Here is a 20,143-nt window from a genome sequence, read left to right as displayed (position 1 = left end):
ATGCACAAAACATCCCTTCTTTCCGAATTATTTAAGTGAAACGGTAGGCAGTGTAATCGTAACGATTGTTCCATCGCCTTCTTTGCTCTCTATTTGTATCGTTCCGTTGTATTTCTCTATAAGTCGTTTTGCAATAGACAAACCTAGACCATTTCCACCCTGTTTTCGACTTCTTGCTTTATCCACACGATAAAAGCGGTTAAGAACAAAAGGTAAATCAGCTTCGGGTATTCCCGCTCCACGATCTATAATACGAATTTTAACTTTCCCTGATTGTACACTAGATTCAATACAAATATATTTATTAACTTCTTTTGTATATTTCACTGCGTTATCCATTACGATAATAATAATTTGTTCTAAGTAAGATGAAGGTATTGAGACATATGCCGCATCTCCACCTAGTTTCATATCAAATTGAAATTCAGTTTGAAGTACGCCAAAGTTTTGTGTAACTTGTTTTAATATGCTATTTACATGGACTGGATCAGCTGCGATTGGATGCATCTGTTCTGATTCAGCTCTTGATAGTTCTAGCAATTCTAAAACTAACTTATTTAAACGATCAACTTCCTTTAAACTGGATTGAAGCGATTTATCTAAAACTGCTGGATCATTTTTCCCCCACCGATTTAACATGGACAAGTGTCCTTGAATAATTGTTAGTGGTGTTCTCAATTCATGGGATGCGTCTTCTACAAACTGTTTCTGTTGTGTAAAAGAAGTTTCTACCTCATCCATCATTTCGTTAAAAAGAAACGATAATTTTGCAAGTTCATCATTATTTTCACGTACTGGAACTCGTTCATTTAGTCCATTTTTCTTAATCCGTTTCATCGTATCCGTTATATTTTGAACACTTGATAATAGTTTTTTCGTAATTAGTAAACCACCTAAAAAACTAAAGATTAGTCCACATATTCCGGCAATAGCCATTACCACTAGAATAATTTTTAATAAATGATCGAAAGTCTCTAAGTTTTTCGTAAGTTCAATAGTACCAGTGAACTCTTTTGTTTGAATTGGTATACGCTGAACTAATATGCGATCTTCTACATGTCTTTTTATAAATAATTCCTCTTGTGTAACTTGTTTTGGTTTTATCCACGATTCATTAAACTCTCGCGAAACAGTAACAATTGTTTTCCCGTCCATACCGATAATACGAATCATTTGATGTTTATCAATCATATTGTTTAAGAAATCTATACTGTTTTCAAACGTTTTACTCGAAAGGGTATCATTTTTATCTTGGAAATAGGCCGCTATTTCTGTCACTTGTCTATTTATTTGTTTCTGTTCATAGTCTATAGTCCACTTATTTATTACAATAAACTGCAGAGCACTATATAAAATGAATAAAATAAATACTAGAGTCGTCGACCAAAGTGTTAGTTTCCACTTTATAGGTAGATTTCGAATTCGATGCACAATATTTTTAATCATTTCATTATATATCCAGCACCGCGGACCGTTTGGATATATTCCTCCTTATCCACACCATGTAACTTGTTACGTAAATAACGAACGTATACATCAACGATATTTGTCTCAACCATCGCGTCATATCCCCATACTTGATCCAATAAAACATCACGGGTAAGTACTCTATTAATATTTTTCATAAACATCAGTAATAGTTCAAATTCTTTATTTGTTAGTTCGATTTCTTCATTTCCTTTCGTAATCGCTCGCGATTCAATCTGGAGCTGTAAATCTTTGAATGTAAGAGATGAAACATGTTTATTTTCTATGTGTTCTTCTCGTCTAAATATAACTCTCATTCGCGCTAACAGCTCTTCAATTGCAAATGGTTTCGGAAGATAATCAGCGGCTCCGCTATCTAATCCTGTCACGCGGTCCATAATACTATCGCGTGCAGTCAACATAATAATAGGTGTATTTTTAGTTGCCCTTAATCTACGACACACTTCTAGTCCATTTAACCCAGGCAGCATTAAATCAAGTAAAATAAGATCATAATTTGTTTCAAGTGCGGCTTCTAATCCCTTTCTTCCATCAAACTGAATGTCTACCTCATATCCTTCATACTTTAATTCTAATTCTAAAAAATCAGCTAAACTTTCCTCATCCTCAATAATTAATATGTGTTGCAACAGTAATTCCTCCTATACAGTTAAATGAATGAGTAATCCTATCCCAAATATAATTGCAATGATTTGATGTGCTTTTCTATACAATATCAAGGTTGTTTTTTTATTATGTTTCTGTAGGAAAAATCCAACGATTCCTAGTATGATTAAAATGAAAAGAGAGAATATACCACTATAAAATATAAGCATATGCCGACTTCCTTTTAATAAAAAATAAATGCCGTGAGTAATTGATACAGCTAATACAGTATATCCAATTAATACGTGAAACTTTTTAATAAAAAGATATACATCCTTTATCAATTTAAACCCAATTATATTTTTCTTTTTAAAAAATAACCATATATGACGTAAAATCCATAACGATGCAGCTAAAATTGCCCCGTATTCACTTAAAGAACCTAATTTCTTATTTAACCATTTCACATTTAATACGTTGCCGTATATTACATCTATAAACAGCACTGCTGCACTACAAAAAATAATAGTAATGCCTATAATTTTAACATACAAATGAAAGTATTTATTTCTTAGTACCTTCTCCAATTCATTTAAGCTCCTTCCTTATAAACCTTCTGTAACAAGCAGAATATCAAATTAAAAAGAAAGGAACATGAGAGAAAGATTAAAATAAAATGAGAATTTAAAGATCACTTGAATTTTCTAGCAATCATTTTTAGCTAATTTTATTATATTTTGAATAAACGGTGCTTTTGCATTTGTATATGAAGCACGATCAAACGGATATGTAGCTGCAAGTTGCTCTTTTAATTCTCTATATTCAATTTGTGCCCATTTATGTTCTCTAAGAAAATCACGAAATAAAATGTTATTCTTCCACTCCTCACTATTATAAATATAAACATGTAAATGATGGGTACCAGCTCTCCATTTTCCCTTTCTAAAAAAACGCCAATTAGGTGTTTCTTTTGGAACATATTCATATCCAATTTTTATTAGCGCTTCAATCCACTTTTCGATAATTTGCAAATCCGTTACGCCAATCATCATATCTATTAGAGGTTTCGCTCCTAATCCCTCTACAGATGTACTTCCAATATGTTCAATAGCAATACAATCTTCTCCGAATAAAGAAATAAATTTCTCTTTTTCTATTACATACTCTTCATGCCAGTCATTCTGATATGGTTTAATTACGATTTGTTGTTCCACTTGTTCCACCTTCTTATAATTATTTATTATTATATTTATAAAATTTCATGTGATTAACATAGGATTTTCACAAAATATGTCGAATACTGAAATATACAACTTAATTATAATAAATGCGAGGTATATTATGAAAGCTAATCCAGTTGAAATTCAGTTAAATCAAATAACATTCCAATTAAAAGAACATCATAATTTTGATTGGCTTACGAAATTAGGAACCGTATTTGCGGTTTTTGACCAGCAAGATTCAGGTAATCTATCTTTCGGTGTAGAAAAAAATGGGCATAAGAAATTTATTAAATATGCCGGAGCAAATACAATTGCATATAACGGTAAAATCAGTGATGCTATTGATAAATTAAAAAATTCAGTTTCCCTATATGAGACATTAAAGCATGAATCGCTTATAAAACTAATTGAACACTTTCCAGTTCACTCTGGATATGTATTAATTTTCGATTGGTTTGATGGTGAATGTCTTCATTCGCATTGGAGTTTCCCGTCTCCTGAAAAATATACAAATCCAAACTCTCCATTTTATAAATTTAAGCATCTATCAGTTATGGAACGAATTCAATCCTTAAATTCTATTTTTTCTTTCCATACATATATCGAAGAGAAAAACTACGTAGCACTAGATTTTTATGACGGTAGTATTTTATATAATTTCCATACAAATGAAACGCTGATTTGTGATATAGATTTATACAATAAGAAACCCTATGTAAATACAATGGGACGACTATGGGGATCCTCACGTTTTATGTCCCCTGAGGAATTTCAGCTAAACGCTATCATTGATGAGAGAACAAATGTATTTAATATGGGGGCAATGGCTTTTGCGCTTTTAGGTGGTGAAAAAGATCGTTCCTTTATAAAATGGGAAGCAAGTAAGGAGTTATATGAGATAGCTTTCCGTGCTGTAAGTGCAAACCGTTCGGAACGATTTGCATCAGTTGAAGAATTTTATGTAAAATGGTTAAACGTGGCAAATGCTGAAAAGATATAAACCTATATTTTCAAAACCAATATATAGTTTATACTATTATCATGTATAATACATATGAAATAGAAATTCAAAATAACGAGGCACATACTATGAACTTTGTTTATATTAATCAAAACGTATTAAATAATCTTCTCTACATTCTAATTAGTATATTTATTTTCTATTTTATATATGATAGCGGGCACTATTTAAAGAAATATAAAAAACTACTTATTATACTTTGTACGAGTATACCTCTTATTTTATGTATGCGCTATCCTATCTATATGGATGAAAATTGTATTCATGATTTAAGACAAATACCAGTTATAATAGGTACGCTTTATGGTGGCTTCCCTGTCGGTATCATATTGTTTACTATTTTATTAGTTACAAGGTTTTCATTTTATGGGTTTAGTATGTTAACCATACTAGTTTATGGCACAATGTTTATCATTACAGCGTTCGCATCCGCAAAATTTAATAAGCATAATAGAAAAGTTAAAGTAGCATATGGAATGTTTTTAACATTTTTTTTAGCGATATTTACAACTGTAATTGTATTAACTTTATCAGATTTTGAAGTGAATAATTTATACATTATTTATTTCATAATATTACCAACTATTTTGATGTTGTTTGTCATTTATTTTAATGAAGTTTTAAAAGATGCTGTAGGTATGCGATCGAAGCTAATTAAAATGGAAAAAATGGAGATAGTTAGCCAACTTGCTGCTAGTATATCGCACGAAGTTAGAAATCCCTTAACTGTCGTAAAAGGATTTACTCAACTTTTAAAAACACCAAATTTAACTCCAAAATCAAGAGACGAGTATATTGAACATATACTTGAAGAGTTACATCGTGCCCAAGGAATTATTGATGATTATTTAACGTTTGCCAAACCCGCTTCAGAAAAATTAGATCATATTTCAATAGAACAAGAGTTAAATCGAGTTATTAACATGATCTTACCGTTATGTAATATGAACACAATACATATTACAAAAGATTTCTCTACGGCAACAATTGTTGGTAATAAACAGCACTTTCAACAATGTTTTTTAAACTTAATAAAAAATAGTATTGAAGCAATGCCGAATGGTGGTACTTTAAATATTTCCTCATCTATTAGTAATAATAAAGTTATCATACGAATTGAGGACAGCGGCATTGGTATGTCACAAGAGCAAATAAATCGATTTGGCGAACCATATTTTAGTACGAAAACGAAAGGTACAGGTTTAGGTACAATGGTTGCTGTTAAGATCATTGAAACGATGCAAGGTAGTTTAAAAATCCGAAGTATTGTTAATAAAGGTACAACTTTGACAATTACATTGCCGAAATGTAATATGAACTCATCTGAAAACAAATAAAAAAGGAGCATAATTGCTCCTTTTTTTATTTCGATACATAAGTATCTTCTATGTTTTTTAAGTTTACATTTGTGGAGACTAATTAGAAATTAGTACCCTCCGCCCCAGCAGCTGCATCCTACGATAATTAATAAAATAAATAACACAACTAATAAAGCGAAACCTCCACCAAAACCACAAGAACCACCGTAACTCATAATTTCTCCTCCTTTTGGTTTGAAAACTAATAGGTAGTTGATCATTTTAACTGGTTCGTATTATACATTATGAAAATATCCTCTTTTTGAGCATGTCTACATAAAAATAAGTAAAAGCACTCATTTGAGAGTGCTTTAAAATGGATACCAAAAGTTTTGAAATACATGTAACTTTAAATATACTGCTACAATTAAAATAAAAGCACCTACAAATAAAGCAATGAAATCCCCGCTTTTTGCTTTATTTGTATAAAACCACGTACGTTTATCCTTCTTTCCAAATCCTCTTAAATCCATTGCATTTGAAACTGTATCGATTCTCTCTAGAGAATGAATAATTAAAGGCCAAAAAATTAAGACACGGTTTTTCATACGGGTCCATAAACTTGCTTCTCCTTTTTCAAAAGCTACTCCTCTCGCCTCTTGCGCATGTTTAATAACTTTATATTCGGACTGAATATCAGGTATATAACGTAACGCAATATTTATTGCATAGGTAATTTTATAATGAATACGAAATTTACTTAAACTACTCACAAATTCGCTTGGATCAGTCGTATAAATAAAAATAAGTGTAAATGGTAATAACGTAAAATATTTTAATGAAAGTGTTGTTGCATAAAATAATGTTTCATAAGTAATTGTCGCATATCCGATATGTAAAAACGAAGTATATGACTCAGTTAATTCAGATCCATGGGTTGGTGTAATAAATAAAATCATGACAGAATTTAATAAACTAAATGTAAATATAACACTAAAAACAATTAAAATTTTACGAAATGGAATCTTTGCAACAAGAAGTCCGATACAACCAATCATAAAAACAATAAGCAATATGCGAAAATCAAAAAACAAAAAAGTAAGCGTCATACAAAAAATAAATAACAACAATTTCACTGCTCCATCCATACGATGAAAGTATGTACTATTCATGTTCCTCCCTCCTAGTAACCTCAAAATAAAGTTCTATAAACCTTTCAGGATAGGCAATCCCACTAAATTTAACTAACTTGAATAATGAACTTTCCCTTAGATTCGCTCTTTGTAGCGTTTTTGAATGACCTAATACGATAGACGCAGTATTATTTGCAATAATTTGCCCTTCATGTAAAACGATAGCTCTGTCTGCATATTCTAGTGTGAGATTCATATCGTGTGTGATAAAAATAAAAGATATTCCCTTTGCAGCTAGTTTTTTTATAAACGACATAAACTGTTTATAATGATAATAATCTTGTCCCGCTGTCGGTTCATCTAAAATGATCAGTTTCGGATTTGTTGTTAGTACACATGCAATCGTTACTCTCTTTTTTTGTCCATAACTTAATGCCTGAATTGGCCAATTACGAAATGGATACAAACCACAAATTTTTAATGTTTTTTCCGCTCTAAGCTTAATTTCTTCCTTTGAAATCTTTTTTAATTTTAATGAAAATGAAACCTCTTCTATAACGGTAGGTTGCGTAATCATATGATTTGGATTTTGCATCACATAAGATATAATCTCTCCACGTTTACGAATAGACCAAGAATTAATATTTACTCCAGCAAATAAAATCCTATCATTTTTTGTTTTGTTTATACCTATAAGACTATGAGCTAATGTTGATTTTCCAGCCCCATTATGCCCTAAAAGTGCTACAATTTCCCCTTCTTTAATTGAGAAATTTACATTGTCTAATACTTTTTGTTTATTAGGATAGGAGAACGATAAATTTTCTACTTTTAATAATTCTTTGTTGGTAGGAGTTCTTTTACAAAAAACTTGCTTCTCCATCCACTCATTTATTGCGCTACTTACACTTTCACTTTGAAGATTTTCAAGTGGATATATTCCAGCATTATTACTATCAAAAGGTAATCTCTTTAATCCTTCTATGTACATAGGTTCTCTTAAGCCGATAGATGGTAATATATTTGACGTTAAAATCTCTTCTGGAGTGCCTATCGCAACAATTTCCCCGTCATCCATTAAAATGATTTTATCTAAATCCAGATTTAACATTTCTTCTATACGATGTTCAATAATTACAATTGTTTTATTATATTGTTTATGTATATCTTTAATCAGTTCTATTGTTTGTAAGCTACTTACTGGATCTAAATTCGCTAAAGGTTCATCAAATAATAATATATCGGTATTCGTTGTTAACAAACCTGCTAGAGAAACAGTTTGTTTTTGACCTCCTGATAATTCATGTGGACTTTGTTTATGAAATGAATGCATCTTTACCTTTTTTAATGAGTCTGAAACAATTTTTTTCATAGTGTTTTGATTTACACATTCATTTTCTAAATAAAAAGCTACATCTTCTTCTACTGTAAGACCAATAAATTGAGCATCTTGATCTTGTAAAATTGTTCCTACCTGTTTACTCTGTTCAAAAATACTCCCTTTCCTTGGGTCTTTTCCGGCAATGAAAATATTACCAGTACTAATTCCCCCATAAGAAAACGGGATTAGCCCATTGATACAATGAGCTAACGTTGACTTCCCTGAACCACTACGTCCAGCAATTAATACTTTTTCCCCAGGATATATATGAAAAGTAATGTCCTTTACAGTAGGTTGCGCCGTATGCTCATATTGAAAGCTAAATTGTTCAAAAGAAATAATTGGTTGCATGTTAACATCCCTACTTTTCAATTTTTAAATGTGTATGTTTCTTATTAGACTTAGCTAGACCTATTGTAATTGGTAACCCAAGTACTAAAAATACAATAACATCCGCAATTGTTGCTCCTAATACTTGTATAACAATTTTGTCAAACGGTTCTCCCATCACAATAATATCGAATGCACCAGCAAATATAATAGCAATGACAATACCAAGTAACCCCGCAATAGCTAAATAAGAAATATTCCCCTTATTATACGTCCCGTTTTTCACACTAAAGCCAACTCTTTTTTGAATGAGTCCCATTGCAAAGCCGATAATGCCTGAACTAATAACCCATCCCCACCAAATACCCCAACCAGCGATTGTATCCGTTACGGTATGACCGATAAGTCCTATTAGCAGTCCTGCCACTGGGCCAAATAACGCTCCAAAAACAGTTAAAATAGCTAATGCAGGTTTAATAAATGTATTTGGTGCAATTGAAAATCCCCAAAGTCCTAATATCCCGTATAATGCTGCTCCAATTCCGATTGCCACTACTAACTTCGTTGATAATTTGTTCATTACAATTCCCCTCTCATATTAGTCAACTTTTATTACTCTATATTTATTTTGAAATTGAATTATGCATCGACACTCCCTTTCTATACAACAAAAAATGACCCCTTATATAAGAGGTCATTTTCTTTCACGTTCAAGAATCCTCTTATCTTCCAAAAAACACATCGTGTCCTCTGCGGAATTAGCACCTTCCTATAAATGTACATAGGGGTTGCTGAGGTTTCATAGGGCCGTTCCCTCCACCTCTCTGGATAAGTATTAATTTGTAATTCGTATTATGGCACCAAGAAGAATAAATATCAACACTTTTCTAATTATTTTTATTTTTTGTTAAATGATACATTTAAATCATTGTATTCTTATCGGAATTATGAAATAATGAACTCAAAATTGTTTCGGGAGGAATGTATAATGAAAGTAATTGGTTTAATTGGTGGACTAAGTTGGGAATCTACATCGTTATACTATAAACATATAAATACACTTACACTCTCTCAATATGATCAAAATGCAAAGCTTGTTTTATATAGCATGGATTTTGGCGAGGTAACTACTTTATTACAAAATCATCAATATGAAGAAGTGAAAAACGAATTAGTTACCGTTGCAAAAAAGGTTGAAAATTCCGGGGCTGAATGTTTATTAATGTGTTCCAATACGGTCCATTTATTTGCTGAAGAAGTAGAACAGGCAATATCAATACCACTCCTTCACATCGGTGATGTAAGTGCTAAAGAAATGGTAGAGCATAATATAAAACGTATTGGACTATTAGGAACGAGACAAACGATGGAACAAGACTTTTATAAATCTCGTCTAGCGAATTATAACATTGAGACAATTATCCCAATTAAAGAAGATAGAGATTTTATACATCATGTTATTTTAAATGAATTAAGTAAAGGAATTATTTCAGAATCATCAAAAGAAAAGCTATTACAAATTGCAAAATCATTAATTCAAAATGGTGCAGAGGGTATATTACTTGGATGTACTGAAATTCCTTTGCTTATTTCTCAAAACGACCTTACTGTACCTGTTTTTGATACTGCTTTAATACATGCAAATACTGCTGTGCAGTTTGCGGGATAATAATATAAAAGCATAAAGGTAGCATCTCTATGCTTTTATATTGTCCAAACTATTTATTTAAAAGAGCTTTAATAACTTCGATTGCTTCTTTTGAACCACCGCATTCTAAAAAACTATCATTCAGTTTTCGTATACCATGTTTATACTTTTCATTTGAAAGAACGTCTAATACCGCTTCATTTAGAGTTTGCACATTAACATGCTCTTTCAATAATCTATGTGCTGCTTCCAAATCAGTTAATCTTTGTGCTATCATTGGTTGGTCTTTATCATGTGGAATTATGACAAATGGGACATTAAAATAAATAGCATCGTGCACACTATTCATGCCGCCATGTGTAATAAAAACATCTGCTTCACTTAATATTTCTGATTGTGGTACGTATGAAGCAATTAGAAAATTGTCTGGCGCTTTCTTAATTTTAGAACGATCATTTCTATCACCAATTGCCATTACAACTATTCCATCAAAATCTGAAAAAGTATCAATGCAAGTATTAAAGAATGGTTCGAGTCCTTCAAGGAGTGTTCCCATTGAGATATAAATAACTTTCTTATTTTTAAGTAATTCAAGTGGAAACTCTACATTCGTTTTACGCTTTGAAATACTAGGTCCAATAAAAATGTTATTTTCTCCGAACGCATCGCTATTAGGTTGAAAATAACGACTTGTGTACACGAGAGAAATATCCCCCTTATTATGCATAAATTGAAGATTGTTTTTGGGCTTTACTCCAAATTCGTGTTCTATTTGATATAATAACTTTTCAGAAAGTTCATCAGGTTGAAATTGTATTTCTGCATTTGGATGAAAAGGTAAAGTCTCCAAAAATTCTGGAGGAATTAAAAATATAGGAGAAGAAACTACGCCTGGAATTTGTAAATACTCCTTTACTAACTCTCCAGCACCAAATATATCATAAATTACGAAATCAAAATTTATTCTTTCACATAATTGTTTTGTAATTTTCAATATATATAAAGAAGTTTGAACATGTACATGAAAGAAAGAATTCAGCCCAGATGAAGTTTCATTATCAATAGAAATCTCCTTTAATAAATCTGGATGGGTATATACAGTCGCTCCCAAATCTTCAATTCTGCCTTTAAAGTGTTCTGTTGTAATATAATGTACATGATCCCCCCGTTCAATAAAGGCTTTGACTAAACCCAATGTAGGATTTACATGTCCTTCTGCTGGAAAATTAACCACTAAAATATTTAGCACTTATTTCTCACTCCTTACATTTCAATACTCTTATTAATCATACTGTAAATATTACCGTCAATCTTCACCTAATAGTCCTAATATGCTTGCTACTTAAGGTTGATAAATAATTATCAGTTAATAACATAAAAAAGCATCTACATAAGTAGATGCCTAACTGTGATAAGGAGTGTTCTGTGAGGTTAGAATAAGCTTTTCAGCTTGTCCTATGCTATCAATATATGATTTATTTTATAAAATGTGAATAATTGATAGAATTATTTTACCCATTTTATTCGATTAAATAGATAATATACCATTTCTACTTTACCTATTATACCTCGTTTCTAATTTATTCCTATGAAAAAACGCCTCTAGTTCACATGATTGCTAGAGACGCTTCGTACATTTTAATTCTCCTTAGGATCATCTATTTTTGGGGATTCTCCACTTAAACGCTTGTTTTTCAATTCGAAATAAGCATCTAAAACTTCTTTTCCAATATCAGAGTTAATGCCAGATTTATCATTAATAACCCATGGTACAACTACAGAGAACGCTACTTCTGGATTATCATATGGCGCATATCCTGCTAATGTTAAATTATAACATTCCTTTCTCTCGCCCTTTTCATTCCTTCCAATATCACTTTCACCACCATAAACTGTCTGTGCTGTCCCTGTTTTACCTGCTGGTTTATATGATGCTTTTTGAAACACCCTTACCCCAGTTCCATCACCTTCTTGGAATACCCTTCTAAATCCTTCTTTTACTTGATTTATATATTCCTCTTTCATATCGATTTTATTTAAAACGATTGGCTCTACTGCATGTACCACTTTTCCAATTTCATCTTTTTGCGACGTTTGCTCTCTTACCTCTTGAACAATTTGTGGCTTCATTCGATATCCACCGTTTGCAATTGTTGAAATATACTGTACAAGTTGAAGTGGTGTATACGTGTCATACTGGCCAATTGAGTAGTCTAATAAGAAACCAGGTTGATTATCTTTTTTACCAATTTGTCCAGCTATTTCATTCGGTAAATCGATACCCGTTGGAACACCTAATCCAAATTGCCTAAAATAATACCTCATTTTATCAAAGTACTCCTGTTTAATATTTAATGAGCTATTTTTCACATAATCCACACCTGCAATTTTTAATGCTGTATGAAACATATAAACGTTTGAAGAAACTTGTAACGCTCTTAAATCATCAATATTACCAAACTCTTTCCAAGACTTTTTTTCCTTAGTTCCTTTAAACTTCATTGGTGCATCATAAAAATAAGTACCTGGTGTTATCGCTTTCGTTTCAAATCCAGTTAAAACTGTCGCACCTTTCACTGTTGATCCAAGCTCGTATGAACTAGTCATTGTGCCTAATGCATAGTCTTCAACTTCTGTTTTTCCGTCTTTTTCTATAAGTCTTTTCCCAGCCATTGATAATACTTGACCATTTTTCGGATTCATCATTACAACGAAAGCACGGTCTAGCATGGATTCTGAACCTTTATATGCTTTTAATATTTTTTCAATACTTTCTTCTACTTTTTTCTGCAGCTCCATATCTATTGTTAAAGTTAAGTTTTTACCGCTCTTTCCCTCAGAAACTGTTTCTGTTCTAATAATTGTATTACCTTGTTTATCAGCAACGCTTCTTACTTCTTTTTTTGCCCCATGCAGTACATCTTCGTATTGCTGCTCGATATAACTTTTTCCAACCCTATCATTTCGGCTATAATCACGTATCAAGTAGTAATCTAATCGTTCACTCGGTAATCCTTCATCGGAATTAGAAATATTTCCAAGAACGGATCGGAATAATCCGTCATTTACATACACTCTCTCCCAATCAACCGATACGTCTACTCCTGGGAGATTCGCTAAACCTTCACTAATTATAGTAAATTCCTTTTCACTAACATCTTTTTTAATAATTTGGGGAGCCATTTGATAACCTGAAGTCATCTTACTTTTAATAGCTAACACTTTTATATCTTTATCTGTTAATTCCTGAAGATTTTTATCTGTAACTCGTTTTCTTTTTAACTCTTCTATTTTTTTATCTAGCTTCTTACCGCTAATATCCTTCTCTCTAAATGTATCTATTTCTTTTTTTGACACTAGATTTTCAGCCAGTTTCGGATTTAATTGCATCCAAAAATCTTTCTTATCTGTCTCAGTTAACTTAGTAATATCTTCTTGCGGCATTTCAATTATATCGGCAAGTTGCCTTGCAGTTTTTAATATATCTTCTGATTTTACACCTTTCATCTTTGTGTATGTGATCGTGCGTAAAGATTTATTATCGACAACCGGATTTCCTTCACGATCAAATATTTTCCCGCGCGGGACGGAAAGACTCACAGTTGCATTTTCCCTCTTTTCTACTTCATTTTTATACGTCTCTCCATCGAGAATTTGCACTTTCCCTAACTGTATAATCATTGCAGAAAATAATAAAAATACACAAAGAAATAAAATGTTTAACCGCGTCGGTATTGCTCTACCACTTTTTTTCTCTTGCTTATTCACTTTGTCATAATCTCCTCCTTACAATATTCCTCATAATAATAGAATCTATATATTAAAAGTAATGCACATTTTCTATACAGTACTTTATATAAATATTAATATACCGATAAAAACTTAATAGAAATTAAAACAAAGGTAAAGAAAAGGTAAAGTTTATTAAATTAAATATAAAAATACCCAATGAAAAAAGTTTAGCTTTTTTTCATTGGGTATTTAATCATTTATTTAAGAATGAATGCTAGAACGTATCGATATACATCTATCATCACAATTTGATAGAGGTTCTTTACTCTGAACTTTCGGCAAGTAAATCGTTACTGTTGTCCCGACACCAACCTCACTCATAATACTTATATTTCCTTGATGACTTTCAATAATTTTGTAACTTAACATTAATCCAATACCGGTACCTTTTTCTTTCGTACTATAAAAAGGCTCACCTAATCTTTTAATTCTTTCTTCAGGTATTCCTATTCCTTCATCAATTACATGAATAATGACACCATCATCGTTTATTTCTTTTATGTGGATTGTAATTTTCCCACCATTTGGCATAGCTTCGATAGAATTTTGCAAAATATTAATAAATACTTGTTTCAATTGATTTTCTGAGCATTCAATACTTATATCGTTGGATTCTGCATATAATTCGACTTGAATATTTGTCATAATTGCTTTTGTATTCATTAACGATACGACATTTTTATAAATTTGATAAATATTTTTTTGTTCTGTATTCATTTCATCTGTTTTAGCAATTGACAAAAATTCTTGGAGGATCGCCTCTATTCTTTCAATTTCCGAAAGCATTAGATCAAAATATTTTTCTTGATCCTCTTTATTAATTTGGAATAACTGTATAAACCCTTTTATGACTGTTAATGGATTCCTCACTTCATGAGCTACACCCGCTGCTAATTGACCGATTGCTGCAAGTGTATCTGATTTATTTAGTAATTCTTCTGTCTTTTTCCGCTCTGTAATATCACGTACAATGATCATTATTTTATCATGTAATAATGGTAAGCATCTAGCTTCAAAGAAATCAATACTCCCATTAATTGTAAGGGGATATTCCACAATTACATTCGTTCCTTTTTCCTTCACTTGATGAATTGCTTCCTGAAACTGCTGTGCTACTGGAGATGGTAATACTTCGAAAAACTTTTTTCCCATAAAAGCTTCTGCCGGTACGTAAAATTTCGAAGGGGATCCTGCTTTATAATCTATAATTGTGCCATCATCTTCTGTTAAGAAACATAAATCTGGTAAAGCTTTAAAAATTAATTCCAATTCAGACGTTTGTTGTTTTAACTGCTCTTCTATCGCTTTTAAATGTGTAATATCTACACCGACAGCCCAGTAGCTATACCCTGTTACAGGAAACTGTTCTGATATATTGGACCACATGATTGTTTTGATTTCACCATTTTTACATGTTAAGCGCATTTCCCAATCCCTGAAATTTTTTCCGCAAGTTAAAAATTTCGTTTGTATTTGGTGACGATAATTATGATCTGGGTACAATAATTGAAGGGCATTTGGATTTCCGATTATTTCTTCAGCCGTATAACCTGTTACAATTTCACACTCCCGATTCCACAAAACAAAATCTCCATTATAATCAAGCGCATCAACCATAACAGGCATGTTTTGTAAAATCGTATGTAGTTCCTCCTCTTTTCGAGAAAACAACGTTGTATTTTTACTTTGAATTACTTTTGTTGCTCCATCAATAATTAGATTTGAAAGCATTTCAAAGTATCTTTGACAATTGAAAATTTCGCTTTTGTTTGACCATACTACAAAAGATCCTAAATGTTGATTGAATATAAAAATGGGGATTTCAATTTTGGGAAGTTTACATATTTTCGTCTCATTTATTCCAAAAGAAAATATACATTCTTTTTCAGCATCAAGAAGTTGATGTGATATGTTGGTTAATTTATAAAACTGTTCTGCCATGGTTTCTATTGTACTCACATCAATAAGTTCCATTAGCCGCGCATTCATTCCTTTTTCACCTCAATATGTAAAATTAATACAAATTCAAAATTTATACTTCTCCATTATACGAAGAATGTACGTATAGGTATATAGCTGTAGAATAATTATTCGAACAAATTTTATTTTTCAATTAAAAACAGAAAAGAATTTGCATGAAAAATAAACTTTTAATCCATTTGTATTTACTCATCTCATACATGGTTTTGATATGAGAGTAATACACATCACCTTTAGTAGTATAAAAATACAAAAAATATAAAGTTCATAAAATTTTCACAATTAACATGAAAAATATAAACATTTATTCCAATATATTCTATATAATTAAAAGTAATAAGGCTTCTATGAACCTCATAGAATACCTTACCCCTAATAAAAAGAAAAAAAGAATCTATTTGGATTCTTTTTTTCTTTTTATATTACATTACATATTTATATAAGGCATGTGCAACACCGTGTTCTTCATTTGATAAGGTTTCGTATTGACACATCGCTTTTATTTCTTCCACTGCATTCCCCATTGCAATTGATATGTTCGCTTTTTCCATCATGGAAGCATCGTTTAGCCCATCACCAATCGCTACAGTATTTTCGACTGGAATATTCAGATGTTCTGCTAAAGTATATAGTCCATTTCCTTTTTGGGCATCTCGATGATTAATCTCTAAGTTATGCCAATATGAAGATGTAATTGCTAAATCAGTATTATACAGAAACGCTGCTTTTAACTTTTTTAATTTTTCTATATCATAAGAAAATGGTAGAAGCTTATGCACATGTATATCAGTTTCTACAATTGGTTTACAACTTTCTGCACCATGAAATGCTGTATGTTCAAGATATAATGCTGCAATCGTTTCTAACTCTTTCAAATCAAAATTTTCTTTTGAATTCTTCACATATTCGATTTCATTACGCACACTCTCTACGCCATAATCTGGTACATATACACCTTTATTCGTATAAAGCTGATAATATAAGCCATTCTCTTCAAGATAGTCTATAATCTCAAGTGCCTGCATATTTTCAATTGGATATCTCTTCATCATTTTTTTATCTTTATATATAAGCGCACCATTTTCCGCGATAATTGGACAGTCTAAATTAACTTCTAACAACAATCTTTCAATATCAACGATAGAACGCCCTGTACAAATTGCTACAACATGGCCAGCTTCCTGACATTTTCGAATTGCATCTGCATTCTCTTTACTAATCATTTTATTCCCTGAAAGAAGAGTTCCATCTAAATCAATTGCTATTAATTTCATTATTTCTTCACCACTTTCTATATATACACGAGTTCATATTAAACAATAGGTATCGTTTTCATACTGATCTCGTGAAGTACTCCTTATTTATAATTTATGAAAAGCGTTTCAGGTCAAGAAATAATTACAAATAAAATCAAAAGCTTTTCTTTTTAAAGAAAAGCTTTTGATTTTAATCTATGAATTATAACTAATATATTTTGTCTCACACATGTACACATTTTTTTCTTCAGTTGGGACATATACTTTAAACTTTTCTAAACGTTTTCCGTAAATATGAATCGTAATAACGCTTTCATTTTCAGCTATTTCAAGAATATGACAATCTGCTGGTGGAATGACTTTATCTGTTTCTCCTTCTCCCAAATAAAGATTTCCTGTATGCGTTAAATAAACATGTGAATTTTCAAACTGCTTAGTTTGTATAAAATTCTGCACCATTATCCTTCCTGTAAAAACACCTTCTACTCCCCATGTACCATCATGATCATGTAAAGGTGTAGATTGTCCATCTTTCCATACAAGAGCTAATACTTCAAATCTCTTTAAAGGATCTTCATATAATAAATGTCGTGCATATTGATCCGAATTCGCCTTCTGTTTTTCTAGTGGAAGCCATGTTTTCTTTTCTAAAAGTTCTTCTAGTAATTTTTCAATCGTACAAACAATTTGATCTTCTAATAAATTACTATCAATTAAATCCGTTACAGCTTTTATAAATGTTTGAAACGTTTTACTTCCATTACACGTTAACATAAGCATCCTCCTCTACTCTTTTCACACACTTCCATACTAAATAGCTAGCTAAAAATTTACAATTGAGAAATAAAAAAGCAAGGTACAATAATTTTGCACCTTGCTGATCAGCTTATTGAGTTGTCAAGCGAATAGGTAAGAATTTCAAAGTTTGTTCATTTTCCAATATACATTTTTCTAAATTGAAAGATGACGATAACTCTATTTTTTTAAAAGCATTTATAAAAGTTCTTAATGCAATCTCAGCTTCTAGTCGTGCAAGTGGTGCCCCTAAGCAAAAGTGAGGACCTTTACCAAAGGTTAAATGCTTTTCATTTCCAATTCGGTGTAAATTAAATTTAGAGGCTTGTGAAAACTTTTTCTCATCTAAATTTGCTGCACTTACCCATGCAACAATCATTTGATCCTTTTTCATAAAAGGTCCGAATATATTTGTATCCTCTGTAATTCTTCTAGCTAATGTAACGGGAAAGCGATAGCGTAAAACTTCATCAATCGCTTTTGAAATTAATGTAGGTTCTTTTCTTAACTCTTCATATGTTCCAGGTGAATCCACTAAAAAACAATAAAAGCTATTAATAATTAAATTTGTAGTTGTTTCATTACCTGCCGCTAATAAGCCTAAAGAAAAAGTAACTATTTCTTCATCGGTTAATCTTTCGTCTTCATATTCAGCTCGTATTAAATCTGAAATAATATCGTCGGATAAATGAAATCTTTTCTCTTGAACAATTGGAAGAAGGTATGTTTTAAATTCATTTAACGCAATTCCTTTTTCTACATCCAAATCGTTAAATTTTTCTTTACTATATGGCATAAATAAAATATCAGACCATTCTTTAATTTTTTTACGGTCAGTTGTTGGTACTCCTAACAAATCAGATATGACGGTAACAGGTAAAGCTGCAGCAAACTCTTCAACGATATTAACCTCACTATATTTTCCGATATGTTGTACAAGTTCATTTGCGATAGACTGTATTCGAGGTTTCCATTGTTCTATACTTCTTGGAGTAAATGCTTTAGAAACAATAGAACGTACATTTCGATGTTCTGGTGGATCAGTAGAGTTTATATTTATTCTCGTTTCTAAAGGTGGGATTGAGAATTGTCTTCGTTCCCTTCTACTTGAAAATAAGCGATAATCCGATAAAACTCGATTTACATCATCGTATAAAAAAACATTCCATACATCCTGCTCCTCATCATAATGAACCGGATGATTGTCCCTCATAAATTGATACCACTCATACGGATTCCACAATTCTTCTTTTGTTTTCAGCTTTGAAATTTCATGAACTAAAATCACATTTTCAGGCGAAGCCATAGTTCTTTCCTCCCTTTTCATTTACAATAAAAGTGATAGGTCGGTAGTTCAAAGTTGTATAATCTAACATATGTTATTTTAACATATGCTAAAGCGGATTTTTCATTGGAGAACTTGAGAAATATACAAGGGGGATTATTATGTATGTTGACATTTTATTACTAGCAGAATTAACGACTGGACCAAAACATGGATATGAAATAAAGAAAAATGTTCAAAATCGGTTAGGTGAGAATTTCGAATTAAATCATAATACACTGTACCCTGCTCTTCGGCGTTTCGAAAATATGGGTGCTATAACGAAAAAAATACATAAACAAGTCGGAAAGCCAAATCGAAATATGTACGACATAACTGAAACAGGAGAAGAAATTTTTTATGAAATGTTAAGAGAGTTTCCCGAAAAGATTGCGACAAATAACGCTGAATTCCTTGTGCGTATCGCACTATTTGAAAAACTTGATTTCGAAGCTAGAAAAGAAATTTTAACAATACGCCAAGACGTACTACATAAACAGCTTACTTCTATTCAATCTTTACATGTTAGCTCACCTTTTATTACAGAAGTCATTGAATTTAGTAAATCACGTATAGAACATGAATTGCTCTGGATTACATCACTTATGAAGAAAATATGAAAAAATAAAAGAAAAGTTAAAAACAATGAATGAAAATGAGATTTATTATCAATACTATAATTAAGAAAAGGGCAACCACGATTTGGCTACCCTTCAAAATTTTATATTTCTGGATCGAAAGTTTTGCAATCTGTTTCTTCAGTAGTTGATGCATGTTTCCCTTTATTACTTACTACATAAATTGCATCTGCACTACATTTATTGCCGTTAGCCCAGAATTTACAGTTGTTTACTTCACATAAAACGTCTTGTGCCATAGTATCACACCT

Annotated in this window: 19 protein-coding genes and 1 riboswitch; of the genes, 4 read left to right on the top strand and 15 right to left on the bottom strand. The window is 31.5% G+C overall.

The genetic code is table 11. The features are described from left to right. Positions 1 to 27 precede the first annotated feature (27 nt). From MR113_RS00455 to MR113_RS00440, 4 genes are all read right to left on the bottom strand, one after another. Positions 28 to 1,446 carry a sensor histidine kinase gene (locus MR113_RS00455; RefSeq protein WP_242250571.1) on the bottom strand — a complete coding sequence of 473 codons (1,419 nt, stop codon included), beginning with the start codon at positions 1,444 to 1,446 and terminating at the stop codon, positions 28 to 30. Then, on the bottom strand, positions 1,443 to 2,117 hold the full coding sequence (locus tag MR113_RS00450; RefSeq protein WP_242250570.1) for a response regulator transcription factor: 675 nt from the start codon (positions 2,115 to 2,117) through the stop codon (positions 1,443 to 1,445). Before MR113_RS00450 ends, MR113_RS00455 begins: the two co-directional genes overlap by 4 nt. A gap of 12 nt (positions 2,118 to 2,129) precedes the next feature. Next, positions 2,130 to 2,660, bottom strand: a complete 531-nt coding sequence (locus MR113_RS00445) for a hypothetical protein (RefSeq protein WP_242250569.1) — start codon at positions 2,658 to 2,660, stop codon at positions 2,130 to 2,132. A gap of 117 nt (positions 2,661 to 2,777) precedes the next feature. After that, positions 2,778 to 3,287 (bottom strand): GrpB family protein, encoded by a 510-nt coding sequence (locus MR113_RS00440; protein WP_242250568.1) that lies wholly within the window; start codon positions 3,285 to 3,287, stop codon positions 2,778 to 2,780. 127 nt (positions 3,288 to 3,414) lie between these two features. Between MR113_RS00440 and MR113_RS00435 the strand changes: the two genes are divergently transcribed. After that, positions 3,415 to 4,296, top strand: coding sequence for a protein kinase family protein (locus tag MR113_RS00435; protein WP_242250567.1), 882 nt, complete (start codon positions 3,415 to 3,417; stop codon positions 4,294 to 4,296). A gap of 89 nt (positions 4,297 to 4,385) precedes the next feature. Beyond that, positions 4,386 to 5,654, top strand: coding sequence for a sensor histidine kinase (locus MR113_RS00430; RefSeq protein ID WP_242250566.1), 1,269 nt, complete (start codon positions 4,386 to 4,388; stop codon positions 5,652 to 5,654). A gap of 89 nt (positions 5,655 to 5,743) precedes the next feature. Here the strand turns inward: MR113_RS00430 and MR113_RS00425 are convergent, their stop codons facing one another. The 4 genes from MR113_RS00425 to MR113_RS00410 form a co-directional block, all read right to left on the bottom strand. After that, the gene (locus tag MR113_RS00425; protein ID WP_000120182.1) at positions 5,744 to 5,851 is read right to left on the bottom strand and encodes a YjcZ family sporulation protein; all 108 of its coding nucleotides are present in this window, start codon (positions 5,849 to 5,851) and stop codon (positions 5,744 to 5,746) included. Positions 5,852 to 5,986: 135 nt separating this feature from the next. Beyond that, positions 5,987 to 6,787 carry an energy-coupling factor transporter transmembrane component T family protein gene (locus tag MR113_RS00420; protein ID WP_242250565.1) on the bottom strand — a complete coding sequence of 267 codons (801 nt, stop codon included), beginning with the start codon at positions 6,785 to 6,787 and terminating at the stop codon, positions 5,987 to 5,989. Next, the gene (locus MR113_RS00415) at positions 6,780 to 8,480 is read right to left on the bottom strand and encodes an ABC transporter ATP-binding protein (RefSeq protein WP_242250564.1); all 1,701 of its coding nucleotides are present in this window, start codon (positions 8,478 to 8,480) and stop codon (positions 6,780 to 6,782) included. The genes MR113_RS00420 and MR113_RS00415 overlap by 8 nt, the downstream gene beginning before the upstream one ends. 10 nt (positions 8,481 to 8,490) lie before the next feature. Then, positions 8,491 to 9,039 carry an ECF-type riboflavin transporter substrate-binding protein gene (locus MR113_RS00410; protein ID WP_097817944.1) on the bottom strand — a complete coding sequence of 183 codons (549 nt, stop codon included), beginning with the start codon at positions 9,037 to 9,039 and terminating at the stop codon, positions 8,491 to 8,493. 139 nt (positions 9,040 to 9,178) lie between these two features. Continuing rightward, positions 9,179 to 9,294: riboswitch (SAM riboswitch) on the bottom strand. Between the two features lie 153 nt (positions 9,295 to 9,447). Here MR113_RS00410 and MR113_RS00405 point away from each other — a divergent pair. Continuing rightward, complete coding sequence (locus MR113_RS00405; protein WP_242250563.1) at positions 9,448 to 10,128, top strand: aspartate/glutamate racemase family protein; 681 nt, start codon at positions 9,448 to 9,450, stop codon at positions 10,126 to 10,128. 49 nt (positions 10,129 to 10,177) lie between these two features. On the opposite strand, the gene MR113_RS00400 is transcribed toward MR113_RS00405, so the two are convergent. The 6 genes from MR113_RS00400 to MR113_RS00375 all read right to left on the bottom strand — a co-directional run bounded on the left by MR113_RS00400 (position 10,178) and on the right by MR113_RS00375 (position 19,236). Continuing rightward, positions 10,178 to 11,356, bottom strand: a complete 1,179-nt coding sequence (locus tag MR113_RS00400) for a macrolide family glycosyltransferase (RefSeq protein WP_242250562.1) — start codon at positions 11,354 to 11,356, stop codon at positions 10,178 to 10,180. Between the two features lie 389 nt (positions 11,357 to 11,745). Then, positions 11,746 to 13,875 (bottom strand): peptidoglycan D,D-transpeptidase FtsI family protein, encoded by a 2,130-nt coding sequence (locus MR113_RS00395; protein ID WP_242250561.1) that lies wholly within the window; start codon positions 13,873 to 13,875, stop codon positions 11,746 to 11,748. 225 nt (positions 13,876 to 14,100) lie between these two features. Then, on the bottom strand, positions 14,101 to 15,888 hold the full coding sequence (locus tag MR113_RS00390) for a PAS domain-containing sensor histidine kinase (RefSeq protein ID WP_242250560.1): 1,788 nt from the start codon (positions 15,886 to 15,888) through the stop codon (positions 14,101 to 14,103). Positions 15,889 to 16,301: 413 nt separating this feature from the next. Then, positions 16,302 to 17,153, bottom strand: a complete 852-nt coding sequence (locus tag MR113_RS00385) for a Cof-type HAD-IIB family hydrolase (protein ID WP_242250559.1) — start codon at positions 17,151 to 17,153, stop codon at positions 16,302 to 16,304. 177 nt (positions 17,154 to 17,330) lie between these two features. Further along, positions 17,331 to 17,909: a cysteine dioxygenase family protein gene (locus MR113_RS00380; protein WP_242250558.1), complete on the bottom strand. Its 579-nt coding sequence runs from the start codon at positions 17,907 to 17,909 to the stop codon at positions 17,331 to 17,333. 112 nt (positions 17,910 to 18,021) lie between these two features. Continuing rightward, entirely contained in the window at positions 18,022 to 19,236 is a 1,215-nt protein-coding gene (locus tag MR113_RS00375; RefSeq protein ID WP_242250557.1) for a cytochrome P450, read from the bottom strand. Positions 19,237 to 19,376: 140 nt separating this feature from the next. Here MR113_RS00375 and MR113_RS00370 point away from each other — a divergent pair, with 140 nt between their 5' ends. After that, positions 19,377 to 19,874, top strand: coding sequence for a PadR family transcriptional regulator (locus tag MR113_RS00370; protein WP_242250556.1), 498 nt, complete (start codon positions 19,377 to 19,379; stop codon positions 19,872 to 19,874). Positions 19,875 to 19,975: 101 nt separating this feature from the next. On the opposite strand, the gene MR113_RS00365 is transcribed toward MR113_RS00370, so the two are convergent. After that, positions 19,976 to 20,131 (bottom strand): DUF1540 domain-containing protein, encoded by a 156-nt coding sequence (locus MR113_RS00365; protein ID WP_000046092.1) that lies wholly within the window; start codon positions 20,129 to 20,131, stop codon positions 19,976 to 19,978. Between the last annotated feature and the right edge of the window lie 12 nt (positions 20,132 to 20,143).

Source organism: Bacillus cereus group sp. BfR-BA-01379 (assembly GCF_022663605.1).
Classification (GTDB): domain Bacteria; phylum Bacillota; class Bacilli; order Bacillales; family Bacillaceae_G; genus Bacillus_A; species Bacillus_A mobilis.
This window is presented reverse-complemented; position numbering and strand designations above follow the sequence as displayed.